Here is a 16,977-nt window from a genome sequence, read left to right as displayed (position 1 = left end):
CTATAGTATAAACATGAGTATCATACATAAGTTACTTGAAATAAGATTTATTCATAATTTCAAGGATTGCGCCGATAGCCCAACGGATTAGAGCATCTGACTACGGATCAGAAGGTTGCAGGTTCGAATCCTGTTCGGCGCACAGATAAAGCCCCGACACAGTTCGGGGCTTTCGCATACAGTTTCCACTCATATAGTTTCCACACATTCCAGCCAGCTAACACCCACACCCTAGCACAAAACGACACGCCGACTTGCACGCACAGCATAGTGAGGGTTAATATATACAAGTTGCTTGAAGGTAACTCTTCAAGGATTGCGCCGATAGCCCAACGGATTAGAGCATCTGACTACGGATCAGAAGGTTGCAGGTTCGAATCCTGTTCGGCGCACAGATAAAGCCCCGACACAGTTCGGGGCTTTCGCATATCAGATTTCGGATTAGATTTCGGAATGACTGCGCTATCATGTAGGTACCGCTCACCGCTAAGGCGGACTGGCGTGGAGCCAAAGTTCTCCTCGCCAGTCCGCCTTAGCCTAGTTCCACCAGTCGCTCCCTGCTCCTAGTCCTACTCCATGCAGATGGTATTCAGGCTCATCGAAGAATCGATAGAAAAGTCCATACTCGACGGTTTCACGCCAGCGCTAACCAGATTCGACCCCAGCATAGCTACCATGGCACCATTATCTGTACATAGCTTCAGCTCAGGGATACGCACATCGATACCGTGGTCCACACCAGACTGACGAAGGGCCTCGCGCAGCTGCGAGTTTGCGCTAAATCCACCACCCACGATGACTGTATCAGCCCCGAACTTTTCCGCAGCAGCCATCGTCTTCTTTGACAGTACCGTAGCGACAGAGTCCGCCAGCGCAGCGCAGACATCGTCGACAGGAATCTCATGCCCCTTAGCACTTTCTGACTCTATCCACCTGGCTACAGCAGTCTTTACACCCGAGAAGCTGAAGTCATATGGATGAGCTGCAGCTGCTTTCCCTTGAGTGAGTCCTTGCGGCACGCGTAGCGCATGAGGGTCACCACTTTGCGCATGACGGTCGATATGCGGTCCACCTGGATAAGGGAATCCGAGCAAACGAGCCACCTTATCAAAGCACTCTCCCGCCGCATCATCCAGCGTCGTACCTATCACTGACACATCTGTAGCGATATCCCCCACACGCAGAATAGACGTGTGACCGCCAGAGACGATGAGCGCGAGTGTATTTTCTGGAACGTCTCCAAACTGAAGCTGTGTCACTGCCACATGTCCTATGACATGATTAATACCATAGAGCGGCTTATTCGCAGCCCATGCGAGAGATTTTGCTCCAGACACTCCCACCGCGAGGCATCCTGCCAGTCCGGGTCCTGCAGACACTGCTATAGCATCCACATCACTGATGTCCATCTGTGCATCTGCTAATGCCTGAGATACGACGGGCACAAAAGCCTCTGCATGCGCACGCGATGCTATCTCAGGGATTACTCCACCATAGCGCGCATGCTCGTTCATCGAGGAAGCCACCACATTCGACACAAGAGTCTTACCGCGTACCACAGCTGCTGCAGTCTCATCACACGTAGATTCTATTCCTAAGATTACTGGTTCACTCATATTCCTTATCCTCATCACTCTTCAGACTCGTACACTTCAGATTCATTATTCCGGAATGCTAAAACCTACAGGATTCCCTCGTACTGATTCACCAGCACGAAGTACACAGGCCATGACATAAGCATCCTTATTCTCCGGCTGATAGTACCTTTTGCGTAGTCCTATCTGTTCAAATCCTGCTGACTTATATACAGCCAGAGCAGGCTCGTTATCTGTGGCCACTTCGAGAAGCATACGCCTAGCACCGAGAGAACGTGCCTTTTCTGTGAGTATGCCCATCAGCGCAGTCCCTACGTGCCGACCTTGATAGGATGACGCTACACCTATGGTCATGATCTGAGCATCCTCGCCATCAAACCATATCCCGGCATATCCTATCACGCTCTTCTTATCTCGAGCGACAGCATAATATCGTGAAGACGCCTGCAGCTCCTGCTGGACTGCAGCTTCGCTCCATGCACCCAGACCGAAGAGCTCCGTTTCGAGCCTCGCTATAGTCGTCACGTCCTGCTCATCGACGTCATCAAGGTTCAGCCACTCATAAAAGAGAGGCAGCTCCTCAGCGAGGGAATCTTCCTTGTTCGCCCTATCCTCGGCCATTACTCTTTTCCACCCACAGGAATAGAGAGCTCGGTCTGCCCCAGTATATGCTTGCTCGGCGCAGGAATGGTCACATCTGGACGACGCAGATATAGCGGCTCTGTGCTCACATCTTTACCCTGTATCTGACGCATCACCGCAGCTGCTGCGAAAATCCCCAGTCCAGCAGCACCTGCATCGTGAAGAACGGATTCTTCCCGTACCTCCCCCACCGGAAGTGACTGCCAGGACGTAGCGTACTTCACGGCACCATGTCCTATAACGTCCACGACTGTATCAGAACTTTCATCAGAGAGATACATGTCTAGTACGCCATGAATCTTCTCAGCGATGTGGTCAGCCGGGGCTATATCCATAGGGAGCACTTCACGTCCTGTATCATCATACAGAGCATAATAGAGCTGCTTACGCCGGGCATCGTTTACCGCCAGGGTATAATGCACCACCAGATTATCCTTCTCATGGCCAGCGAACTGCATCATATTTGCTCGCTCTATGCGATTCCACGTGCTCTGTACGTCGAGGACATTCATTCCGAGAAGTTCAGCCCCCATAGCATAAGCCAGCGCACGGGCCGCGACTATTCCTGCTCTCAGCCCTGTAAAAGGTGCTGGACCTGTACCGACCACCACGCGCTGAATATCTGCTGCCTGAAGTCCCGCTTCATCGATGACCTGAGCGATGCATGGCTGGAGAAGTTCCACATGCGAGCGCGAATCTGCTTCATAGACGGGAGTATATCCCACGACTCCCACAATAGCTCCGAACGACGTATCGATAACCAGCGTCGGCGAGCTATATAGGCTCGTCACCACGTCTGCATCGAATCCCATGTGAAGGGCTTGTGCCATATGTGCTGCTTCTATATGTGTCATACGTTTTCCGTTATCTTCTTTTGTGTGATGCTTTACCATTTTTGAGCTATGGACTCGAGCCTCGACTGCCAGGATAGTCCCACCGCACGCAAAGTCACTCGGCGTGTACCATTACTCGTGAGTTCATCTGACGCACATGGACTTTCTTCATTATCCACACTGCGGTCTATGTCTATCTCGAGGCGCTCAGGAGCGAGTACTGAAGCCATCATAGATCCCCATTCGATGAGGATAACCGTATCATCGTCCGGCGCCTCGAGAATCTCATCCAGACCGAGTGACTCGAGCTCATCGAGCAGCCTGTTGACTGCATTCTGTGAACCACTATACATAGCGTCATCATTATCAGAGCCTGGAAGACGGTAGGCATCCACATGAACGAGATGAGCGTGCAGTCCCCCGCTAAAGCGCCCATCCATTTCTCTCGCGATGGTAAATGTAGGAGATACTACGGGTTCATCTATCTGAAGCCCCGTTCCTATGCCCTGAGTAAAAGTAGTCTTTCCCGCTCCTAAAGGCCCCGAAAGCACGACGACGTCAGATCCGTGAAGTGCCCCTGCTACGAGCTCTCCTAGATGCTGCATATCCTCAGCAGTAGGTACGTCTACTCGGAGAATTCCTTCAGCCATCTGCATCACGTATTCATTCCTTCCACTGTCACACGTCCTTGGGATGCTATGCATTCTATGGTTTTTTCGACTGCATAAAGCGGATCAGTGCCCGACGTTTTACACTGTTCATCTGCCCACGCGCACATCTGTATGGCACGTCCGAGTCCAGTAGACGTCCAGCCACGGAGATGCGCTTTGGCTTTGTTATATACCCACGTATTTGTCATATGGGCATCGTCTTTACTCACTTGCCCAGACTCTACAGCTGCCACTTTCGCTATGGATCGTAAATTAGACGCGAGAGCACCGAGAATGGCTATCTCAGCTATACCCTGCGCTACAGCATTACGCATATCTACCACGGCTCCAGCTACATTACCTGCCAGAGCCTTATCTGCCACAGCGAATCCTGTCACCTGAGGATTATTCAGCATATACAGCGAGACAGTCTGAGCCGTAATAGGATTCTCGTCGAAGTCCATGCACAGCTGATGGCACATGGCTGCCATCGCTCCTGTCTGCCCAGAGAGTACTCCTGTCAGGAGTACTATGGCATCCGCCGTCATAAAACGTCCATAGCGTTCGCACTCACCAGTGATGAACGACTTATAGTCTCTGTCATTTTTCAGCTGAGGTACAGAGATGATATTCGCCCCCGCTTTCTTTAAGCGGTTCACATGCCCCATGCCCTTCTGCCCAGGATTCTTCCGGCAGATGACGACGGAGTCTCCTCGAGTACGGTTTTTGTGCTCGAGAGAAAATTGTTCTAAAGCGTCAGACAAACTATCTGAGCAGTTCTCGAGGTTATCCACGAGAACGATAGCGCCATCCGAAAAAAGGGACGGACTGGCTGCCTCGATGAAGTCATACGCACTCGCGGAACCTGCATCGAGGTCCATGCGTTCCATGTCAGGCAGTTCAGCGCTCATGTCATGAAGAAGCTTGCTGAGCATCTGGCCATTGAGATACTCATCTCCTCCATTCACCACATATACTGCACTCGACCCCATGCTTCCATTCCTTATCCTAGGCTGTCCGAAAACTATCTTAGTCTAACCGCTACCTGAATGCTCCTAGCGGAACATGTCAAGCGTTTCCTTCCACCACGCTACCCAGCGCTCTTTCACAGGCTCACGGTATTCGCGCTCATACGCGTGAGCATCTGCATACCACGCCCAGAACCGCCACACCACACCCCCACTGACGAGAATAACCATATAGCCCACTCCGAGCTGCCACGGACTCATATCCACCTGTGCATAAGGCCAGGAACTCACCCAGTATGCAAGCATCACCATCAGAGATGTGCACTGGCTCGATACCCACACGCACGCATATCCGAGTACCGGAACGCACCACGAAAAAACGAGACCGAGAAGACCACATACCGTGGCCACATCCATAGGCACAGCGATGAGTACGTTCGCCACGACAGCATAGACCGGGATGGATGGGGATATAAGTAACGAGATAGGAAGAGTCACCACATGTGCGGCCAGAGTCACCGCGCACGCCCCTGCGAGACGGTGAGGAAGAAAGTGCTCAAGCCCACGCGTTATCCAGCCGCTCCAGAGGATGATACCGAGGACAGCTGCACACGAGAGAGAAAAACCCACGCTGAGCGCATAGGATGGGTCCACGAAGAGAAGACAGAGGATAGTCCAGGACAGCGCGGATACGGAATCTGCTCTCCTACCGAAGTAGACGTACCCAGCGCTAAAAAATCCCATGATAAAGGCACGCAGAATGGAATCTGAGGGATACATGATGATGTAAAGGAGTATGTCTGCAGCTATCATAGCGGCAGCGCGAAGCACTCGAGGCGCGCGCATACGCTTCATCACCCACGTGACGAGGCTGACAGCGAGCGCGAAATGTCCACCAGACACGGCGAGCACATGCATGATCCCCGCCACGCGGAAAGCTTCTTTTATTTTCTTCGCTTCGCGCGCGACGGTTTTCCTCGCAGACGCACCCGAGGACTTCCCCGAGGTCTTTCGCACTATGTTCGTGCCGTCCGGTGAGACTTCGTCAGAACCTTTCTGTGTAGTCGTATCGCTTCCTGGATTTTCTAGAGAACCGGAGGGGGATGACGAGGACGAGATAATGGCCGTCGACGGATTTAAGACATCATGTCCCATTACTCCCATCGTCACGCCAGGAACGAGAATGGCTCCCTGCGTATCCAGGCGCGATGTCTGGTCGAGAAATCGCGTATGGAGGTGCTCGACGAAGGTGTCGAGCATGGATGCTGGCTTTATGCGTTCTGCATGATCGAGATGGAGCACCCAGGCACCTCGACCATACGTCGAAAACTGTATACTTCCGCGGATATTATACGTAGCTCCACGCTGGAGTACGCAGTCCGTCGGCGAGCGCGCGAATATCCGCATGGTCCGCCTGCTTCCTTGTGCTATACCACGTACTGTAAGTTCCTGTGCTGTGGCTTCCACCGAACAGGTGAATCCGCGCAGAGACGAGGCGAGCAAAGGACTCGTGATCGTCACGCGTGCACTCACAGTCTGGGCATGCACTGTGCTGAGCTCGGACTGGATGTCCGCTCGGCTGAATGCATCCTGTACGACACAGCTGCACAGCACACTCAGGATAACGCATGCGTAGAGCATGCTGAGCTGAGAGATATGCTGGAGCGGTGCGAGGAGAGGATTACTCAAGGGGAGCATGCAGAGCACTACACCCATGAGGCTGAGTAGTCCCACTCCCGTCAGCAGGACTGCATGCGAGACGAGACCGGACAGAGTTAGTGCGGCTGTGGTCCATGCGAGCAGTGCGGCGAAGAGGATGCGGATATCATGCTTACTGAACGCGAACATGGTTCCTCATCTTTTCTAGCGTTTTCGTACCGATTCCGGATACACGCGTGAGCTGGTCTATGCTCGAGAATGCGCCGTGCGCCGTACGGTAGTCGAGGATACGCTGTGCTGTGACGGGGCCTACACCCGGTATCTGTTCCAATTCTTCCTTACTCGCAGTATTCACATTCACGCCCGCAGCCTCTGGAGCGGACACAGGCGCTGGGTCTGCAGATGGTGCAGCCGGTGCAGATGGTGCAGCAGGTGCTGAAGCGCCCTGCGGCTGAGGCAGTGCCAGAGACTGAGCCGGAGCTTCCACCGGAGTCTGCGGTGCAGGCGCCTGTTCTTTCTTCTCTTCCGAGGCTGCGATAGCGACGCTATGCACAGCAGGAGTATCCAGACGAGAGATATTCACAGCCTGGATGAGAAGCAGAGTCAGACTCGTGCTGAGAGCGAGGATGAGAATAAGTATGGCTACAGCGCCATAGAGCGGAGAACCGAGCACATGAGGAAGCCTATATCTGCGTCCAGATGCGTGTTCAGAAGTGACACGTCCACGAAAGAGCGCGGTCCACAGTGATGAAGAGCCAGAAGCTGCATGCCTGCGGCGTCGATCTGCACCAAATGAGGCACTCGATGATGAACGCGCAGCACTGTCAGCCTCTACTCGCCCTGGAGCTAGAGCTCCCCGTACGAGCAGGCTGTCTACACTGTCTGTCGGAGAAACAGTGCGCAGTTCCTGAAGAACGTCATCTGTGGATAGTGTCATACTCCTACCCTGCCATATTCTTCCTGAGATGACGAGCGTGAGAAGCATATGTGACCCGATGTGGATAACCGTGTCATATATAGGAAGATAACCTCCCAGTTATCCCCATATCGTACAGACGAGTCGAACATCCATACGAAAAGTCATACGAAAAGTGGGCCACTTTCCGAAGAAAGTAGCCCACCCACTTTTTAGCAGTTCATAGATTATTCACCCGGAACGATGGATACGATGCGTGGAGCCTTCACGATGACCTTACGTGGGGCCACTCCACCGAGACGCTCGACGATGCTCGGCAGTGCCAGAGCCTGTGCTTCGAGCTCTTCAGCACTAATGTCTGTGCTAACCTCGAGCTTTCCACGAACCTTACCCTTAATCTGGACTACTGCAGTGACAGTATCGTGTCCCACGAATCGCTCATCTGCCACTGGCCATGGCGCATTCGAGAGAGACTTCTCATGACCAAGCTTGCTCCATAGCTCTTCGCAGATGTGTGGAGCTATAGGCGCGAGCATGAGAATCAGTGGCTCGACGGCTGCACGTGGCACACCATTTAGAGACGTGAGGTGATTATTCAGAACGATGAGCTTCGATATGGTCGTGTTTGGACGCATATTCTCCATCTCTTCGGTTACTGCCACGATGGTGTTATTCAGAAGCTTTGCTGTCTTTTCATCCAGCTCATCTTCCGTCACCACCACTGCACCGGTTTCTTCGTCGATGACGTTACGCCACAGACGCTGTAGGAAGCGCTGAGAACCGATAACATTTCGCGTGTTCCATGGACGAGACTCATCCAGCGGCCCCATGCTCATTTCGTACAGGCGGAAGGTATCTGCACCATACTCGTCATACATGTCATCTGGGGTAATAATATTCTTCAGGCTCTTACCCATCTTACCGAATTCACGGTTTACCTTCTGACCATTCCACTCGTACTCGACGGACCCATCCGCTCCTGGCACTTCGTCCACCTCTGCTGCAGGCACATACTGTCCGCGCTCATCCGTATAGGCGTAGGCCTGAATGTATCCCTGGTTAAAGAGCTTATGGAATGGCTCTGGAGTGCTCACCACACCAAGGTCGAAGAGTACCTTATGCCAGAAGCGCGCATACAGAAGATGCAGAACTGCATGCTCCACACCACCGACGTAGAGGTCTACACCGCCAGATTCGCCAGCGGTCGCATTATGGTTCGCTCCCAGCCAGTAGTCATACTCGGCAGAAGACACCATGGCATCGGAGTTCTTCGGATCCGTATAGCGCATGTAGTACCAGCACGATCCTGCCCACTGCGGCATGGTATTCGTATCGCGACGGTACTGGCGTGGACCGTCCCCGAGGTCGAGAGTCACATTCACCCACTCGGTGTTACGGCTCAGTGGAGCTTCCGGTTCTGTATCACTATCCATAGGATCATACGTGCGTGGGCTGTAGTCTGGCACATCTGGCAGATTCAGTGGCAGCATGCTATCTGGGATAGTGTGCGCGACTCCCTCCTCATCGTAGACGATAGGGAATGGCTCACCCCAGTAGCGCTGACGGCTAAAGAGCCAGTCACGCAGACGGTAGGATACGCTTCCGCGTCCTACTCCCTGCTCTTCGAGCCAGGCGATAGCTGCGGCAGTGGCATCATCCACGGCCATACCATTAAGGTCCAGCTTCACGCCACCCACATGTGTGGAAGAGACGGAAGAATTGACCACAGTACCGTCATGAGACGTGTACGCCTTCTGTCCCACGTAGTCTGCCTCAAGCGTCTCACCAGACTCAGCAGACGGCTCGACCGTATAAATCACAGGCAGGCCGAACGCTGCAGCAAAGTCATAGTCGCGCTCGTCTCCACCAGGCACGGCCATAATAGCGCCCGTTCCATAGCCCATGAGAACGTAGTCCGAAACGAACACAGGAATCTGAGCGCCCGTAATAGGATTCACAGCATACAGACCAGAGAAGAAGCCCGTCTTCGCGCCGTTATCGGCCACGCGGTCCATAGCCGTCTTCGCCATAGCCTGACGGCGGTACTCGCGCACAGCCTCACCTAACGACGCATATCCACCGCGCCATGCCTCAGGTACATCCTCAGCCCATTCTGCTGGAACATGCTCGAGGAGCGGATGATCTACCGCTATAACTGCGAACGTCGTACCGAACAGAGTATCTGCGCGGGTCGTATACACCTCAAGGTCTGCAGACTCTGAGCCATCAGACACCGGCACCTCGAAATGCACAGAAGCACCGTGAGACTCACCTATCCAGTTACGCTGCATAGACTTTACCTTATCTGGCCAGTCTATGGTGTCGAGGTCTTCTATCAAACGATGCCCATAAGCAGTAATGCGCATGGACCACTGGGACAGCTCACGCTGGAAGACAGGATAGTTTCCACGCTCCGAGCGACCATCCGCTGTCACCTCTTCATTTGCGAGCACAGTCCCCAAGCCTGGGCACCAGTTCACTGGAGACTTCGAGACGTAGGCGAGACGGAACTCATTCAGCACAGCATCCTGCTGCTTCGCGCTCAGCTCATTCCATGCAGCACCAGCAGCCACATCGTCAGACTCGACGCGAGGAACTTCCACGGTACCCGCAGAAAGCTTCTCCACGAGCTCACTAATAGGTCGCGCAGAACCGCGACCGCCGTCTGCGCGCACGAAGTTCTCGTCATACCACGAGTTAAAAATGCGCGTGAAAATCCACTGCGTCCAGTGCACATATTCTGGCTCGATGGTAGCGAAGGAACGACGGTTATCCAGGCTCAGACCCATACGGTGGAGCTGACGACGCATATTTGCTATATTTTCTTCCGTCGTAATGCGCGGATGCTGACCAGTCTGTACTGCGAACTGCTCAGCTGGAAGACCGAATGCGTCATAGCCGAGAGCATGAAGAACATTCTCACCCTTCATGCGGTGGTAACGCGAGACCACATCCGTAGCTATGTATCCCAGAGGATGTCCCACATGCAGACCACGCCCAGATGGGTATGGGAACATGTCCATAACAAAGTACGGCTTACGGTCTCCTGCGAGATTCCCCTCGCCATCAGTCATATCCCCCTCGACATTCGCTGCCCAGAAGGTACCCTCTGTATCCCACTTTTCCTGCCAGTGTTCTTCTATCTTCTGCGCCAGCTGGGCATTATAACGCCACTGTGGTTCACCGGACGATGCGCTAGTTCCAGCCGGTTCGCTGGCCTGCGCTACAGAAGCAGCCGCTACGGCTTCCTGATTCGCATTTTCCATGTTTTTCTCGCTTTCATACGCTTTCACACGGGGATAGAAGTGAATCCGAGCACAGTTTTCACCAGCTGGCTGCATCCTATCCGTAGAGGATTTCTTGAGGTCTTTCGTAAGCTTCTACACGAGCTTATGGAAGCAAAACTACTCCGATTATCGACGGTCACGTGGACTTTAGAGGTATATTTTAGTCGTATTTCTCACGTGGTGGTTCTGAAATCTGCGGAGCTTTCATCTGACGGATGGTAGCGCTCGACGTATCTTTCTGCAGTTCGGAGAAGAAACGCGTCCACTGTCCTTTCGAGACAAGATCTCGCAGTTTATTCTGTATCTTCGCCCACAGGCGTACATCGCCCTGCGGCACACTCACACCGTAGGAAAGAGTAGCATTCTCCACCTCGTGCAGACGAAAACTCTGTCCTTGAATGGAGTGGGCGAACTGCTCGAGTACTATCTCACTGCCCACCACAGCATCCACTGTTCCAGTCCCGAGTGCTGCCATGCACTGGCTGTAGGTATCCTGCTCGAAGTTCTGTGCTGTCTGGTGACTAAGCTCCTGGACACTCGTGGCTGTGGCTGCATCAGGATATTCGCCTCGCACGGTGCAGACACGCTTACTCCGTAAAGATTCGAGGGTAGCTAAATCCTCGGATGCAGGGCTAACCATAATACCCAGAGGCGCTGTAAGGTAAGGCCCGGAAAACTCTACCGCATGCTCCCCTTCCCCAGCAGAGGTCTGCGAATACTGGGATACGCCCACTACCATATCCACTTTCCCTGTGGAAAAAAGGAGATTCTGGTTCTGGTCAGTCACGTCCACCCAGTTTATCTGACGCTCCGAGTATCCGAGGTCGAGCGCTAATTCTCGCGCGATGTCCGCATGGAATCCACTCACACCATGACCCCCACTACGTGTAGCATCGACTCCTCGCTGTGAAAAGCTCATTCCCGGCTGATCGAAAGCGACTCCTATGTTTATAGTAGGACCTACGACGTCACTAACCTGAGCTTGCTGCACGCTGCATCCTCCGAGGAGAATGAGCGAGACAAGCATGAGCACGAGAGCACTGAAAAATAGAGGCTTCTGCATAGTCTGCCGTACATGAGTCTGCCGTGTACGAGTCATACGCTCACACCCCATCTCGACTGAACATATCTCTCTATATCCCTACATATCTCTACTTAAAGCGATTCGATCGTGTGAAAATCCACGCAGCGAGCACGGACAGGAAGACGGACAGCGCGATGGCTATCCAGAAGCCCCACGGCGAACTCGTCAACGGCATATCCACGAAGTTCATACCGTACAGCGAGAAAATCATCGTCGGAATAGCCATGACGAGCGAGATAATGGTAAAAATCTTCATGACATTATTCACATTATTCGACACGATGGTTCCAAACGCTTCGGTCATGCCCTGTAGAACGGACTGGTAGATGCTCGCCATCTCGATAGCCTGCTTATTCTCCGTAATAACGTCTTCCAGCAGGTCCGCATCATCTTCGTAATAGCGGAAGCGCTGTAGATTCGTCAGCTTTTCGAGCACCACTTCATTCGACTTCAGCGAAGTCGTAAAGTACACCAAAGACTTCGACAGCTCCATGAGCAGCAGAATCTCACGGTTCGCCGTCGAGTGCTGCAGACGGTTTTCCAGCTTATCGCTCTCCCGGTCGATGATACGCAGATAGCGCAGATACAGCGATGCATTCCGGTACAGCACCTGCAGAATGAAGCGTGAGCGCATAAACGTATTAAATCCGCGGATAGTGCCATCCATAAACGGATGCAACAGCAGCGTATCTTCCATACACACGGTAACGATGAGTTCATCCGTGACGATGATGGACAGTGGGATAGTCTCATACCAGTCTCGCCCACCGCGCTCTTCTACCGTAGGAATATCCACGATGACCATGGTATACGTTTCTTCCACATCCACGCGCGAGCGCTCTTCATCATCAAGCGGTGCGCGCAGGTCTGCGAGGTCTATCTTGCATTTATCTGCTACTTCTGCCAGTTCCGCGTCAGTAGGCTTTGTGAGGTTTACCCACGATCCGCGTTCGGGGTGAGATATCTGCTCGGTTCGGCCGTTTACAGTACTAAATATACGCATCATAACTCATCACCCCTATCCGCTCTTCATCCACCGTTTCGCGCATGTATCGTTCTGCTGTGTCGCAGTCCAATTTTTCCGCTTCTACTACTGTACGCTACTGTAGGGAAGTTCGTGACGCGCCGATAAATAAAAAAGGAGCGTGCTGCGCATTCGCACGCAGCACGCTCCTGAACGCTTTTCAGCACATCAGCCAGACGCTTTATGCCTCAGCCGAGTTATCCCCGAGATCGAGGCTTCCGAGGTCTCCAAGACCGCCGAAGTTCGAATCAGAATCACCCAGGAAGTCATCCGGGTTCATGTCCTGTCCGAGGTTGAGGTCACCGAAGTCCAGGGACTCGAAGTCCACATCGGAGAAGTCCGCGTCACCCAGGCCAGAGAAGTCCGCACCCATATCTGCATCCAGGCCGAAGCTTGGATAGATGGTGTCGCGGATGGCCTTATCTGGCTCCACGGTCACATTACGGTAACGCGACAAACCGGTACCAGCTGGGATGAGCTTACCGATGATCACGTTCTCCTTCAGACCCTTCAGATCATCGATCTTCTGGCTCAGTGCTGCTTCCGTGAGAACACGTGTGGTCTCCTGGAAGGATGCCGCAGACAGCCAGGACTCGGTGGCCAGAGATGCCTTCGTGATACCCATGAGCACTGGACGACCCGTAGCAGGCTTCTGGCCAGCAGCCACAGCAGCCTTATTTGCTGCGCGGAAGATCTGCTGGTCTACCAGCTCACCTGGAAGGTACTTCGTGTCGCCAGACTCGATGACGGTGACACGACGCAGCATCTGGTGCACGATTACCTCGATGTGCTTATCGTGGATATCCACACCCTGGCTGCGGTACACGTCGTGCACGCCTTCCACGATGGATACCTGACCAGCACGAGCGCCGAGGATGTCCGTAATCTTCTTAGGATCGACAGAACCTTCAGTCAGCTGAGCACCAGCTTCCACGTGCTGTCCATCCTGAACGATGACAGGATTACGGCGAGATACTGGGTACTCCACCACGTCCGAGCCATTATCTGGAGTGAGGATAATCTTACGACCAGTCTCATTATCTTCGATGCGCACGGTACCAGCGTCGGAAGCGATAGGAGCTTCACCCTTAGGGTTACGCGCTTCGAAAAGCTCAGCCACACGAGGAAGACCCTGCGTAATATCCGAAGCAGATGCCACACCACCGGAGTGGAAGGAACGCAGTGTCAGCTGCGTACCAGGCTCACCGATGGACTGTGCTGCCACGATACCCACAGCTTCGCCGATGTCCACGAGACGATTCGTGGCCAGGGACCAGCCGTAGCACATCGCGCACACGCCATCCGTAGACTCGCAGGTCAGTACGGAGCGTCCGGAGACAGTCTCCACACCGTGAGCCACGAGGTCACGCAGGACATCCATGGACAGAGCATCGCCACGCTTATACAGAACGGTCTGACCATCTGCAGGGTCCACCACATCAGCTGCGAGGATACGCGAGTATGGGCCACCATCCGCATTCTTTACGAGTACGAGGTTACCCTCAGCATCGCGCTCAGCTATCTGCATAGGCAGACCCTTACGGGTGCCGCAGTCGAGCGAACGAACGATGACGTCCTGAGACACATCCACGAGACGACGAGTCAGGTAACCAGACTCTGCAGTACGCAGTGCGGTATCCGCCAGACCCTTACGTGCACCGTGCTGGGAGATGAAGTACTCGAGCACGGACAGGCCATCACGGTAGTTCGACTTCACTGGGCGGGCGATGGTCTCACCCTTAGGATCTGCCACGAGGCCGCGCATACCGGCGATCTGGCGAATCTGCATCCAGTTACCGCGAGCACCAGACTGAACCATGATGTTCACGTTATTATCGTCGTGGAAGTTCTCCTGCATAGCCTCAGCCACCTTATCGGTGCACTCAGTCCACAGGTTAATGAGCTCCTGCTTACGCTCTTCTTCCGTCAGAAGACCGAGCTCGAACTGGTCGTTTACCTTACGAGCCTGCTCTTCGTAGGAGGAGACTATCTCCTGGTGGTTACTTGGAGCCACGATATCAGAGAAGGCCATGGTCACACCAGACCAAGGTGCTCGAGTGAAGCCGAGATCCTTGAGCGCATCCAGCGTCGCTGCCACCTGCTGGGTGGAGTAGCGTGCTGCGATGTCATCCACGATGCCCGAGAGCTTACCCTTCGCGACCTGTTCGTTCACAAATGGGTAGTCCACTGGCAGGGTCTCGTTAAAGAGCATACGACCATACGAAGTAGCGAAGAGCACAGAACCATCTGCGAAACGCTCTTCCTTCGCCGTGGTCACGCCACCCTCGACTGGGTCGAGGATCTCTATCTCACGAGGCTCCCAGTTCGTCGGAAGAACGAAGTCTTCTGGCTGGCGGATGAGGATTTCTGCCTGCATGTCTATCTCGTGGAGGTCCAGAGCCATGCGCGCTTCAGCCATAGAACCGAAGACACGTCCCTGACCCTTCGCGCCCTTGACCACGGTGGACAGGTAGAACAGACCGATGATCATATCCTGGGAAGGCATGGTCACGGTGTGTCCATCTGCAGGCTTCAGGATGTTATCCGAACCCATCATGAGCGAGCGTGCTTCTGCCTGAGCTTCAGCGGACAGCGGCAGGTGTACTGCCATCTGGTCACCATCGAAGTCTGCGTTAAATGCTGCGCAGGCCAGTGGCGGCAGATGGATAGCCTTACCTTCGACGAGCACTGGCTCGAAGGCCTGAATACCCAGGCGGTGCAGCGTAGGTGCACGGTTCAGCAGTACTGGATGCTCAGCGATAACCTCTTCGAGCACATCCCACACTGCCACGTCACCACGGTCCACGAGGCGCTTCGCGCTCTTCATGTTCTGGGAGTATCCCTTATCCACCAGACGCTTGATAACGAATGGCTTAAAGAGTTCCAGAGCCATGGACTTCGGCAGACCACACTGGTGCATGCGCAGGGATGGGCCCACCACGATCACGGAACGGCCCGAGTAGTCTACGCGCTTACCCAGAAGGTTCTGGCGGAAACGACCCTGCTTACCCTTGAGCATGTCCGAGAGAGACTTCAGAGGGCGGTTCGACGCACCCGTAACTGGGCGACCACGACGGCCATTATCGAACAGGGAGTCCACTGCCTCCTGAAGCATGCGCTTTTCGTTATTCAGCATAATCTCTGGAGCACCGAGCTCGATGAGACGCTTCAGGCGGTTATTACGGTTAATCACACGACGGTAGAGGTCGTTCAGATCCGAGGTAGCGAAGCGGCCACCATCCAGCTGCACCATAGGACGCAGGTCTGGAGGGATTACTGGGATAACGTCCAGAACCATAGCGGCTGGGGACTTACCGGTCTCTACGAAGGAGCGTACGACCTTCAGACGCTTCAGAGCGCGAGCCTTACGCTGACCGGTACCGGTAGCGATGGCATCCTGCAGCTCTTCAGTCGCAGCATTCAGGTCGAAGTCCAGAAGGCGCTGACGGATAGCTTCCGCGCCCATGCAGCCTTCGAAGTAGTCACCGTAGCGATCTTCCATCTCTCGCCACAGGTCCACGTCGCCTTCCATGTCACCAGGCTTGAGGCTGATGAACTTATCCCAGACAGCAGTCAGACGAGCGATCTCGTCATCATACTTCTGACGAATGCTGCGCAGTTCGCGCTCAGCGCTGCTGCGAAGCTTCGCCTTCGCTGGGGACTTTCCACCTTCAGCTTCGATTTCTGCCACGTCCTCTTCCAGCTTCTTCGCGCGAGCATTCAGCTCGATGTCGCGACGCTGTTCGAGACGCTTGATCTCCACTTCGAACTCGTCGGTCAGGTCTGGCATATCCTGCTGACGGGTCTTTTCATCTACCTTCGTGACCATGTATGCTGCGAAGTAGATGACCTTTTCCAGGTCCTTCGGAGACATATCCAGAAGGTAGCCGAGGCGCGATGGCACGCCCTTAAAGAACCAGATGTGGGTTACTGGTGCAGCCAGCTCGATGTGGCCCATGCGCTCGCGGCGTACGCGAGAACGGGTTACTTCCACACCGCATCGTTCGCACACGATGCCCTTAAAGCGCACGCGCTTATACTTACCGCATGCGCACTCCCAGTCGCGAGTAGGTCCGAAGATCTGCTCACCGAACAGGCCGTCCTTCTCTGGCTTGAGGGTACGGTAGTTAATGGTCTCTGGCTTCTTCACTTCGCCATGAGACCAGCCACGAATCTCGTCAGCGGTCGCTAAACCGATTCGTACTTGATCAAATGCATTTACGTCCAGCATTTAATATCCTGTCTTGTTCGTTCCTGTTACGTCTACTTATATCTGCTGAGTGCATCACCCGGCTGCTTTCCGCGTGCGGCGTCCTCGT

The 16,977-nt window shown here is 54.0% G+C and carries 11 protein-coding genes and 2 tRNA genes; 2 read left to right on the top strand and 11 right to left on the bottom strand.

The window, feature by feature from the left end:
• Positions 1–68: 68 nt before the first annotated feature.
• Positions 69–142 (top strand) — tRNA-Arg (locus tag ALMA_RS03385).
• A 176-nt stretch (positions 143–318) separates the two neighbouring features.
• Positions 319–392 (top strand) — tRNA-Arg (locus ALMA_RS03380).
• Positions 393–569: 177 nt separating this feature from the next.
• On the opposite strand, the gene tsaD is transcribed toward ALMA_RS03380, so the two are convergent.
• The 11 genes from tsaD to ALMA_RS03325 form a co-directional block, all read right to left on the bottom strand.
• Positions 570–1,616 carry a tRNA (adenosine(37)-N6)-threonylcarbamoyltransferase complex transferase subunit TsaD gene (gene tsaD, locus ALMA_RS03375; RefSeq protein WP_086107044.1) on the bottom strand — a complete coding sequence of 349 codons (1,047 nt, stop codon included), beginning with the start codon at positions 1,614–1,616 and terminating at the stop codon, positions 570–572.
• A gap of 45 nt (positions 1,617–1,661) precedes the next feature.
• Positions 1,662–2,216: a ribosomal protein S18-alanine N-acetyltransferase gene (gene rimI, locus ALMA_RS03370; protein WP_094726363.1), complete on the bottom strand. Its 555-nt coding sequence runs from the start codon at positions 2,214–2,216 to the stop codon at positions 1,662–1,664.
• Positions 2,216–3,091, bottom strand: coding sequence for a tRNA (adenosine(37)-N6)-threonylcarbamoyltransferase complex dimerization subunit type 1 TsaB (gene tsaB / locus ALMA_RS03365; RefSeq protein WP_244568848.1), 876 nt, complete (start codon positions 3,089–3,091; stop codon positions 2,216–2,218). Before tsaB ends, rimI begins: the two co-directional genes overlap by 1 nt.
• Before the next feature lie 32 nt (positions 3,092–3,123).
• The gene (gene tsaE, locus ALMA_RS03360; RefSeq protein ID WP_094726631.1) at positions 3,124–3,720 is read right to left on the bottom strand and encodes a tRNA (adenosine(37)-N6)-threonylcarbamoyltransferase complex ATPase subunit type 1 TsaE; all 597 of its coding nucleotides are present in this window, start codon (positions 3,718–3,720) and stop codon (positions 3,124–3,126) included.
• A 5-nt stretch (positions 3,721–3,725) separates the two neighbouring features.
• On the bottom strand, positions 3,726–4,712 hold the full coding sequence (holA, locus tag ALMA_RS03355; RefSeq protein WP_094726362.1) for a DNA polymerase III subunit delta: 987 nt from the start codon (positions 4,710–4,712) through the stop codon (positions 3,726–3,728).
• A 63-nt stretch (positions 4,713–4,775) separates the two neighbouring features.
• Positions 4,776–6,536, bottom strand: coding sequence for a ComEC/Rec2 family competence protein (locus ALMA_RS03350; protein ID WP_094726361.1), 1,761 nt, complete (start codon positions 6,534–6,536; stop codon positions 4,776–4,778).
• Positions 6,520–7,284: a ComEA family DNA-binding protein gene (locus tag ALMA_RS08310; RefSeq protein ID WP_158520641.1), complete on the bottom strand. Its 765-nt coding sequence runs from the start codon at positions 7,282–7,284 to the stop codon at positions 6,520–6,522. The genes ALMA_RS03350 and ALMA_RS08310 overlap by 17 nt, the downstream gene beginning before the upstream one ends.
• A gap of 206 nt (positions 7,285–7,490) precedes the next feature.
• On the bottom strand, positions 7,491–10,529 hold the full coding sequence (gene leuS, locus ALMA_RS03340) for a leucine--tRNA ligase (protein WP_094726630.1): 3,039 nt from the start codon (positions 10,527–10,529) through the stop codon (positions 7,491–7,493).
• A gap of 181 nt (positions 10,530–10,710) precedes the next feature.
• Positions 10,711–11,649 (bottom strand): transporter substrate-binding domain-containing protein, encoded by a 939-nt coding sequence (locus ALMA_RS03335; protein WP_158520640.1) that lies wholly within the window; start codon positions 11,647–11,649, stop codon positions 10,711–10,713.
• A gap of 52 nt (positions 11,650–11,701) precedes the next feature.
• Positions 11,702–12,640 (bottom strand): magnesium transporter CorA family protein, encoded by a 939-nt coding sequence (locus ALMA_RS03330; protein WP_094726358.1) that lies wholly within the window; start codon positions 12,638–12,640, stop codon positions 11,702–11,704.
• 199 nt (positions 12,641–12,839) lie between these two features.
• Positions 12,840–16,889 (bottom strand): DNA-directed RNA polymerase subunit beta', encoded by a 4,050-nt coding sequence (locus ALMA_RS03325; protein ID WP_086107036.1) that lies wholly within the window; start codon positions 16,887–16,889, stop codon positions 12,840–12,842.
• Positions 16,890–16,977: the final 88 nt, after the last annotated feature.

Origin of the sequence: Alloscardovia macacae (assembly GCF_002259705.1) — a bacterium.
Lineage (GTDB): Bacteria > Actinomycetota > Actinomycetes > Actinomycetales > Bifidobacteriaceae > Alloscardovia > Alloscardovia macacae.
Note: the sequence above shows the minus strand (reverse complement) of the source record. Positions and strands in the feature narration are given on the sequence as shown.

Bases quoted from the DNA above. Each gene is read 5' to 3' on its own strand.
- ALMA_RS03335 (WP_158520640.1), bottom strand. From the start codon at position 11,649: ATGACTCGTACACGGCAGACTCATGTACGGCAGACTATGCAGAAGCCT.
- holA (WP_094726362.1), bottom strand. From the start codon at position 4,712: ATGGGGTCGAGTGCAGTATATGTGGTGAATGGAGGAGATGAGTATCTC.
- leuS (WP_094726630.1), bottom strand. From the start codon at position 10,529: ATGGAAAATGCGAATCAGGAAGCCGTAGCGGCTGCTTCTGTAGCGCAG.
- ALMA_RS08310 (WP_158520641.1), bottom strand. From the start codon at position 7,284: ATGACACTATCCACAGATGACGTTCTTCAGGAACTGCGCACTGTTTCT.
- tsaD (WP_086107044.1), bottom strand. From the start codon at position 1,616: ATGAGTGAACCAGTAATCTTAGGAATAGAATCTACGTGTGATGAGACT.
- ALMA_RS03325 (WP_086107036.1), bottom strand. From the start codon at position 16,889: ATGCTGGACGTAAATGCATTTGATCAAGTACGAATCGGTTTAGCGACC.
- tsaB (WP_244568848.1), bottom strand. From the start codon at position 3,091: ATGACACATATAGAAGCAGCACATATGGCACAAGCCCTTCACATGGGA.
- ALMA_RS03330 (WP_094726358.1), bottom strand. From the start codon at position 12,640: ATGATGCGTATATTTAGTACTGTAAACGGCCGAACCGAGCAGATATCT.
- rimI (WP_094726363.1), bottom strand. From the start codon at position 2,216: ATGGCCGAGGATAGGGCGAACAAGGAAGATTCCCTCGCTGAGGAGCTG.
- ALMA_RS03350 (WP_094726361.1), bottom strand. From the start codon at position 6,536: ATGTTCGCGTTCAGTAAGCATGATATCCGCATCCTCTTCGCCGCACTG.
- tsaE (WP_094726631.1), bottom strand. From the start codon at position 3,720: ATGGCTGAAGGAATTCTCCGAGTAGACGTACCTACTGCTGAGGATATG.